The organism is Halomonas sp. BM-2019 (assembly GCF_017584085.1).
On sequence record NZ_CP071922.1, the window covers coordinates 2337916 to 2344992 of the forward strand.

Genomic DNA, 7077 nt, shown 5'->3' on the forward strand with positions numbered 1-7077 from the left:
CCAACTGACCGTTCTGCGAGGCCAGCAGCAGGGCGGCGTGCTGTGGGCCGGGGTACCAGTCCAGCACGATCTCCAGCGTTTTGATCGGCGGCGGCGCCAAGGGCTCCGCCGGCGAGACCACCGCCCTGGGCACCGAGTCGGCCGAATCACCAGCGCGGGGGGCGATAGCCTCGGCCGTCGTTCCGGTGTGCTCCTTTGACTCGGGGGAGGGCGGTAGCGCCTCGACCGGCTCGTCGTCGCCCGGGGGCTCCGGCTCGGGGGGGCGTGGCACCCGAAGCTCGCGCTGGGGGGGAGCGTCGGTCAGCGGGGGCGGGGCCAGCTCGAGAGACGGCTCCAGCGTCGGCACCCTGACGGTGGTGTCCAGGGAGGGATAGGGGGGTGGCAGCGGCAGCGGTTCGGGATCGCCGGCCGCTGCCGGGGCACCGCACAGGAGCAGCAGCAGGGCCAGTCCGGTCGGCAGCGTACGGCAGCGATTGGCCGTGGCGGTTTCAGGCATGGGCGGTTTCAGACATGGGCGGTTTCAGACATGGGCAGGCTGGGCGACCCTGGGCGGTCGGCGGCTGCCAAGTGTAGCCGCTGCCTGGAAGCCGTGACCAGCCCGCTGGCGGCGTCGCATCGCCTAAGGGCGCATGCGATAATATTGCCTCGCCACCCGTAGAGGATGCCATGGACGCCATCAATACGCTCTTCCTGCTCAGCGGCTTGCTCATTGCCCTGAGCGTGCTGGCCAGCCGGCTGTCGAGCCTGGTGGGATTGCCGCTGCTGCTGATCTTCCTGGCTCTGGGCATGCTGGCGGGCGAAGAGGGCTTGCTGGGCATTCAGTTCGACGACTACAACCTTGCCTTCACCATCGGCCACCTGGCACTGGCCATGATCCTCCTCGACGGCGGGCTGCGCACCCGGCTCAAGACCTTCCGGGTCGGCTTCCGGCCGGCCCTCACCCTGGCAACCCTGGGAGTCTTCGTCACCAGCGGACTGATCGGCCTGTTCGCCATGTGGATCTTTGATCTTTCCTTGATGCAGGGACTGCTGGTGGGGGCCATCGTGGGCTCCACCGACGCAGCGGCAGTCTTCTCCATGCTGAGCGGGCGGGGGGTCAACCTCAATGAGCGCGTCGGGGCGACGCTCGAGATCGAGTCGGGGACCAACGACCCGATGGCGATCTTCCTCACCCTGGTGCTGGTGGAGATGCTGATCGGTGAGATCTCCGGCAGCCTGGATACCCTGATGCTGCTGGTCCAGCAGTTCGGCCTCGGCCTGGCCATCGGTGTCGGTGCAGGCTGGTTGAGCGGCAAGCTTCTGCGCTGGGTGGACCTGGCGCCCGGCCTCTACTCGCTGCTGGCCCTGGCGCTCGGGCTCAGCGTGTTTGGCGTGACCAGCTTTCTTGGGGGCAGCGGTTTCCTGGCCATCTACCTGGCGGGCCTGATGATCGGTAACCAGCCGGGGCGTCATCTCAACTTCATCCTTCCGGTCCATGATGGACTGGCATGGCTGAGCCAGATCGGCCTCTTCCTTGTGCTGGGGCTGCTGGTCACGCCCAGCGAGATGCTCGAGTACGCGCTTCCCGCTGCCCTGGTGGCCCTGGCGCTGATCTTCGTGGCCCGTCCACTGGCCGTCCTGATCTCCATCAAGCCGTTCTTCAAGTTTCGCTGGCGGGAGACCGGCTTCATCGCCTGGGTGGGCCTGCGCGGGGCCGTGCCCATCGTGCTGGCGATCTTCCCGGTGATCGGCGGGGTAGAGAACGCCTCGCTCTACTTCAACGTGGCCTTTGCCGTTGTGCTGCTCTCGCTGCTGGTCCAGGGGGGCACCCTGGGCTGGATGGCGCGGCTGATGAAGGTCGAGGTGCCGAGCAGCGTGACCCCCAACCGCCGGGGACCGCTGGGTATCCTGCCCGAGAACGACTTCGAGATGTTCGTCTACGTGGTCGAGAACGCCGACCTGGAGGATGTGCCGATCCGGCTGCTGCGCTTCCCGTCGGGGGCGCTGATCTCGGCGCTGTTTCGCGATCACGTCATGCTCCACCCCAAGGGCTCTACCCGGCTGCAACTCGGCGACGTGATCTGCGTGATCGGGCGCAGCGAGGATCTGCCGGCCCTCAACCGCCTGTTCAACGGCGAAGCCAAGCTGAAGCAGGAGCGCGCCTTCTTCGGCACCTTTACCTTCGAGGGAGAGGCGGGGATGCAGGACATCGCCACTGTCTACGGCCTGACCCTTAGCGCGGCCGAACAGGAGATGACCCTGGCCGACTTCATCTCCCTGCGCGTGGGGGGGCACCCGGTGGTCGGTGACGACGTGGACTGGCACGGCATCCACTGGGTGGTCAGCGAGATGCAGGGCAATATCGTCACCAAGGTGGGGCTGCGACTCTACTGAGCGTTGCGCGCCTCCTGACGTACCTCGAGCGCGACCTCCACGGCGGCGTCCGGGGTCGCCAGCCAGACCAGGCCGTCCTGGAGCGTGGCATTGAGCTGCATGCCCCGCGAGGCCAGCTCGCCCAGCGCCGTGACGCTCTCGGGTGCGACGTCGATGACGGTCAGGTTGGGGAGGGTGCCGAGCTTACCGGCGAACTGCTCCCACCAGGTGGCGGCGGCCTGGCCGCCGTAGGTGTAGATCACCACCTGCCGGGCGCGGCCGCAGGCGCGACGGACCTCGCGCTCGTCGGGCTGGCCGAGCTGGATCCACAGCTCGATATCGCCGGTCAGGTTGCGGCGCCAGAGGTCCGGCTCGTCGTCGGTGCTGACCCCGCGGCCGAACTCCAGGTCCGGGTGGGCATGGCAGGCGAAGGCCAGCAGGCGCAGCATCATGCGCTCGTCGGTCTCCGAGGGGTGCCGTGCGATCGTCAGGCTGTGCTCGTCGTAGTAGTGGCGATCCATGTCGGCGACCTGCAGCCGAGCCTTGTAGACGGTGGCCTTCAGTGCCATGGGAGCGCTCCTCTGCAGGGTGGGACGGTGTGGCCGGGAGGACCGGATACGAAAAAAGCGCCGCGGGGGCGCTTTTCGAGAATCAAGTGGCGGAGGGACAGGGATTCGAACCCTGGAAGGGCGTTAACCCTTGCCGGTTTTCAAGACCGGTGCATTCAACCGCTCTGCCATCCCTCCGGCTCACGGCTGGGCATATTACCAGCTTTGGCGGAGGGGTCAAGAGCGCCAGTGGATCAAGATGTTAGCCGGGGGCCGAAGTCCAGCACCCGGGATAATCAGGAGAGGTGAACCTTATGCAGGATCCGCCAGCCGCCGTGGCCCATCCGCTGCCTGCCGTCGCCTGCGCCCTGGTGAGGGAGGGGCGGATCCTGCTGGTGCGGAGCGGCCAGGCGCCGTATGCCGGCCGCCTGGCGCTGCCCGGCGGCAAGGTGGCGGCGGGCGAGTGCCTGGCCGCCGCGGCAGAGCGCGAGCTGCTCGAGGAGACCGGGGTGCGGGCCAGCGCCGAGGCGGTCATCGGCGCCGTCGACGTGATCGAGTACGATGACCGAGGCAGGCTGCGCTATCACTATGTGCTCGTGGTCATGAGAATGGCCTGGCGCAGCGGGGAGGCCGCTGCCGCCGACGATGCGACGGACGTTCGCTGGATGGACCTGGCGGCCCTCGACGCCGCGCGCAGCGAGGTCTGCGACAGCGTCGCCGGCGTGGCTCGCCGGCTGCTGGGGGCGAGTAATCAGCGTTGAGATGTACGGCTCAAGGGGTTGCGCGGGGAACCGCGAGTCGGCATTCTAGGTCAACTGCCAAGACCAAATCAGACACAGGGAGCCCTGGATCCATGGCATACCAAGACACTCAGCTCACTCGTCAGCAGAGCCAGGCGATCAGCACCAACAAGGTGCTGCGCAACACCTATGGCCTGCTTGCCATGACGCTGCTGTTCTCGGCGGTTACCGCCGGCGCCGCCATGGCCATGGGCGTCGAGCGCATGAACATCTTCGTGTTCTTCATCGGCGCTTACGGCCTGATGTTCCTGGTGCACAAGACGGCCAATTCCGCGGCGGGCCTGCTGGCGACCTTCGCCTTCACCGGCTTCATGGGCTTCACGCTGGGCCCGATCCTGAACGCCTACCTGGCCCTGCCCAACGGCGCGGCGCTGGTGATGAATGCCCTGGCCATGACCGGCCTGACGTTCATTGGCCTGTCGGCCGTGGCCCTGGTTTCCAAGAAGGACTTCAGCTTCCTCGGCAATTTCCTGCTGGCCGGTGCCATCGTGCTGATCCTGGCCATGGTGGCGGGGCTGATCTTCCAGATCCCGACCCTCATGCTGATGGTGTCTGCCGGTTTCGTGCTGTTCGCCTCGGCGGCCATCCTCTACCAGACCAGCGAGATCGTTCACCGGGCGGGGGAGACCAACTACATCCTGGCCACCATCACCCTCTACGTGTCGATCTACAACCTCTTCGTCAGCCTGCTGGCGCTGCTGGGCATCATGAGCAACGATTGACCCGGCGGGTTACGTACCTTCCTGGCTGGCCCCGCCTCGGCGGGGCCAGCCTGTTTGCGGAGATCCCCGATGCGCTATGCCATCCTGTTGATGGGGGCGCCCTACAGCAGCCAGGCCGCCCACTCGGCCCTGCGCTTCGCCCGGGCGCTGGTCGCTCGCGGCCACGCCATCGAGGGCGTGTTCTTCTACCACGACGGCGTACAGAATGCCGCCCGTCTCGCCGCGCCGCCCCAGGACGAGCCGCACCTCGTGGATGGCTGGGCCACCCTGGCCGCCGAGCACGGCGTGCGGCTTCAGGTGTGCATCGCCGCGGCGCTACGCCGCGGGCTGCTGGACGAGCGCGAAGCCGCCCGGCACGGCAAGTCGGGACATAGCGTCGAGGCGCCGTTCGAGCTGACCGGTCTCGGCCAGCTGGTGGACCTCGGGCTGCGCTGCGACCGCCTGGTCACCTTCGGACCCTGAGGAGGCGTCATGCACGACGAGAGCCCCATCGCCGAGGGCGAGGCCCTGCTGGTGATCCTGCGACATGGCCCCCATGGCTCCAGCTGGCTGCGCGAGGGCCTGGACACGGCGCTGGTGGCGGCGGCCTTCGGCCGGCCGGTCACGCTGCTGTTCCTGGGGGAGGGCGTTACCGCGCTGCTGCCGGGGCAGCAGACCGGGGCCCTGGGGCAGAAGGGCACCGCACCGACCCTCGAGATGCTCGAGATGTACGATATCGATACCCTGCTGGTGGAGGCCGAGGCCCTGGAGCGCTTCGGGTTCGCCGCGGATGAATTGATGCTGCCGATTCGTCGCGTCGAGCGCGAGGCGCTACCGGCTCTGATGGCCTCGCATCGCCTGGTACTGACCTTCTGACGACCGATGAGCGCGGCCTCGCGCCGTGGAGACGAGACGAGATGCTGCTGCATATCCTGAACCGCTCGCCGGAGACGAGCCGGGTCCACCGCCAGACCCTGGCGGCCATGGGCCCCGAGGACCGCCTGCTGCTGATCGAGGATGCCGTCCAGGGGGCCTTGCCCGGGCTGGACGGCCACTTCGAGGGGCTGGACGGGCGCCTCTATGCCCTGGAGGAGGACCTGGTTGCCCGTGGCCTGGCCGCCCATTGCCGGGAAGGAGTGCGCGTGGTCGACCTGGAGGGCTTCGTGATCCTCACCGAGCAAGCCCGGAAAACGGTGAGCTGGTACTGATGGCAAGCACCGAAATATACCGTTATCTTTCCTTGCCGAATTGCACCATCGGCCTCGACCCGGAAGGGTACCTCGCGAAACTGTCCGACTGGTCACCAGAAGTAGCCGAGGCACTGGCACGCGACGCCGGCATTGAACTGACACCGGAACACTGGGAAGTGATCGAGGTGCTGCGCGACTTCTACACCCGCTTCGAGCAGGCGCCCGCCATGCGCCCCCTGGTCAAGGCCGTGACCCAGGCCCTGGGGCCGGACAAGGGTCGCTCCATTCACCTGATGCGGCTGTTCCCCGGCAGTCCGCCCAAGGTGGCCGCGCGCCTGGCCGGGCTGCCCAAGCCGGCCAACTGCCTGTGAGGGCAAGGTGAACTTCCTGGCCCACGCCTGGCTCGCCCGCGGCGGCAGCGACGACTTCCTGTGGGGCAATCTGATCGCCGACGGGGTCAAGGGCAGCGACCTGTCGGACTGGCCGGCAGAGGTGGCGAGGGGCATTCGCCATCACCGACGCGTGGATGCCTTCGTCGATGCGCACCCGGTGATCGCCGAGGTGCGCGGCCGGGCACCCGAGCGACAGCGGCGCTATGCCGGCATCGCCCTGGACCTGGTCTGGGATCACTTCGTGGCCCGGGAGTTGCGGCTGGCGACCCGTGACTCCCCGCTGGTCACGCGCAGCTACCGGCTGCTGCGCTCACGCCCGGCGCCCGCCCGCCTGGCCACCCTGGTGCCGGTGCTGGTCGAGCAGGACTGGCTGTGCCGCTACGCCGACTTCGCCTTCACCTGCCGCGCCATCGCCGGGGTCGGCCGGCGCCTGTCCGGCCCCAACCGCCTGGCCGAACTGGTGCCCTGGCTCGAGGAGGAGCACGCGCGTCTGGCCGCTGACTTCCAGCGCCTCTGGCCCGAGGTTCGCCGGGCGCTGGAGGTGGGCGACGGGCAGGGCGGGCTCAGGCGCCCCTGAGCCACAGGCAATCGACGCGCTCGCCAGGTTCGAGGCGGCTCTCGGGCGGGACCACCGCCAGGGCGTCCGCCGCGATGCAGGAGGAGAGCACCGCGGAGTTCTGGTCGCGGAAGGCGTGGGCGATGATGCCGTCGGGGCTGAACTCCAGGCGAACCCGCATATAGTGGGCCCGGGGCCCCGTGCGGGTGGCGAAACCGGCCCGTGCCGTGAGACGCGGCAGCGCCGCCAGGCCGGGGGCGCCGAGCAGGGCCCCCATCAGCGGGCGCAGGAACAGCCAGGCGCCCACGAAGCCGGAGACGGGGTTGCCGGGCAGTCCCACGAAGCGCGCTTCGCGCTCCCCGACGGACAGCCGACCCAGTGCCAGGGGCTTGCCGGGGCGGATGGCCAGGCGCCACAGGTCGAGCCGGCCCAGCGCCTCCACGGCGGGCTTGACGTGATCCTCCTCCCCGACGCTGACGCCACCGGTGGTGACCACCAGGTCCGCGCGGCGGGCCGCCTCGACCAGGGCCCGGCGGGT

Annotated in this window: 10 protein-coding genes, 1 tRNA gene and 1 pseudogene; 8 read left to right on the plus strand and 4 right to left on the minus strand. The window is 68.6% G+C overall.

Annotated features, from left to right (window positions below; genetic code table 11):
- Positions 1-496 (minus strand): annotated as a pseudogene (locus tag J5F18_RS11610) (hypothetical protein); the annotation flags it as partial.
- Positions 497-666: 170 nt separating this feature from the next.
- Between J5F18_RS11610 and J5F18_RS11615 the strand changes: the two are divergent.
- Positions 667-2373 carry a potassium/proton antiporter gene (locus tag J5F18_RS11615; protein WP_346298785.1) on the plus strand — a complete coding sequence of 569 codons (1707 nt, stop codon included), beginning with the start codon at positions 667-669 and terminating at the stop codon, positions 2371-2373.
- Here J5F18_RS11615 and J5F18_RS11620 read toward each other — a convergent pair.
- Together J5F18_RS11620 and J5F18_RS11625 are read right to left on the minus strand one after the other, a co-directional pair.
- Entirely contained in the window at positions 2367-2921 is a 555-nt protein-coding gene (locus tag J5F18_RS11620; RefSeq protein WP_346298786.1) for a YaeQ family protein, read from the minus strand. The two genes, J5F18_RS11615 and J5F18_RS11620, sit on opposite strands and share 7 nt — an antisense overlap.
- 87 nt (positions 2922-3008) lie before the next feature.
- A tRNA-Ser gene (locus J5F18_RS11625) sits at positions 3009-3098 on the minus strand.
- 116 nt (positions 3099-3214) lie between these two features.
- Between J5F18_RS11625 and J5F18_RS11630 the strand changes: the two genes are divergently transcribed.
- From J5F18_RS11630 to J5F18_RS11660, 7 genes are all read left to right on the plus strand, one after another.
- Positions 3215-3661 (plus strand): NUDIX domain-containing protein, encoded by a 447-nt coding sequence (locus J5F18_RS11630; protein ID WP_346298787.1) that lies wholly within the window; start codon positions 3215-3217, stop codon positions 3659-3661.
- 92 nt (positions 3662-3753) lie between these two features.
- Entirely contained in the window at positions 3754-4422 is a 669-nt protein-coding gene (locus J5F18_RS11635) for a Bax inhibitor-1/YccA family protein (protein WP_346298788.1), read from the plus strand.
- Positions 4423-4491: 69 nt separating this feature from the next.
- On the plus strand, positions 4492-4884 hold the full coding sequence (gene tusD / locus J5F18_RS11640) for a sulfurtransferase complex subunit TusD (RefSeq protein WP_346298789.1): 393 nt from the start codon (positions 4492-4494) through the stop codon (positions 4882-4884).
- Between the two features lie 9 nt (positions 4885-4893).
- Positions 4894-5277: a sulfurtransferase complex subunit TusC gene (tusC, locus tag J5F18_RS11645; RefSeq protein WP_346298790.1), complete on the plus strand. Its 384-nt coding sequence runs from the start codon at positions 4894-4896 to the stop codon at positions 5275-5277.
- A 41-nt stretch (positions 5278-5318) separates the two neighbouring features.
- Positions 5319-5609: a sulfurtransferase complex subunit TusB gene (tusB, locus tag J5F18_RS11650; protein WP_346298791.1), complete on the plus strand. Its 291-nt coding sequence runs from the start codon at positions 5319-5321 to the stop codon at positions 5607-5609.
- Positions 5609-5962 carry a TusE/DsrC/DsvC family sulfur relay protein gene (locus J5F18_RS11655; RefSeq protein ID WP_346298792.1) on the plus strand — a complete coding sequence of 118 codons (354 nt, stop codon included), beginning with the start codon at positions 5609-5611 and terminating at the stop codon, positions 5960-5962. Before tusB ends, J5F18_RS11655 begins: the two co-directional genes overlap by 1 nt.
- A gap of 7 nt (positions 5963-5969) precedes the next feature.
- Positions 5970-6560: an ACP phosphodiesterase gene (locus J5F18_RS11660; RefSeq protein WP_346298793.1), complete on the plus strand. Its 591-nt coding sequence runs from the start codon at positions 5970-5972 to the stop codon at positions 6558-6560.
- Here the strand turns inward: J5F18_RS11660 and J5F18_RS11665 are convergent.
- On the minus strand, positions 6547-7077 hold a 531-nt coding region (locus J5F18_RS11665; RefSeq protein WP_346298794.1), incomplete at its 5' end, for a molybdopterin-binding protein. The genes J5F18_RS11660 and J5F18_RS11665 overlap by 14 nt on opposite strands.

Coding starts and splice junctions, on each gene's coding strand:
- tusD (WP_346298789.1), top strand. CDS start 4,492: ATGCGCTATGCCATCCTGTTGATGGGGGCGCCCTACAGCAGCCAGGCC.
- J5F18_RS11620 (WP_346298786.1), bottom strand. CDS start 2,921: ATGGCACTGAAGGCCACCGTCTACAAGGCTCGGCTGCAGGTCGCCGAC.
- J5F18_RS11635 (WP_346298788.1), top strand. CDS start 3,754: ATGGCATACCAAGACACTCAGCTCACTCGTCAGCAGAGCCAGGCGATC.
- J5F18_RS11655 (WP_346298792.1), top strand. CDS start 5,609: ATGGCAAGCACCGAAATATACCGTTATCTTTCCTTGCCGAATTGCACC.
- tusB (WP_346298791.1), top strand. CDS start 5,319: ATGCTGCTGCATATCCTGAACCGCTCGCCGGAGACGAGCCGGGTCCAC.
- J5F18_RS11630 (WP_346298787.1), top strand. CDS start 3,215: ATGCAGGATCCGCCAGCCGCCGTGGCCCATCCGCTGCCTGCCGTCGCC.
- tusC (WP_346298790.1), top strand. CDS start 4,894: ATGCACGACGAGAGCCCCATCGCCGAGGGCGAGGCCCTGCTGGTGATC.
- J5F18_RS11615 (WP_346298785.1), top strand. CDS start 667: ATGGACGCCATCAATACGCTCTTCCTGCTCAGCGGCTTGCTCATTGCC.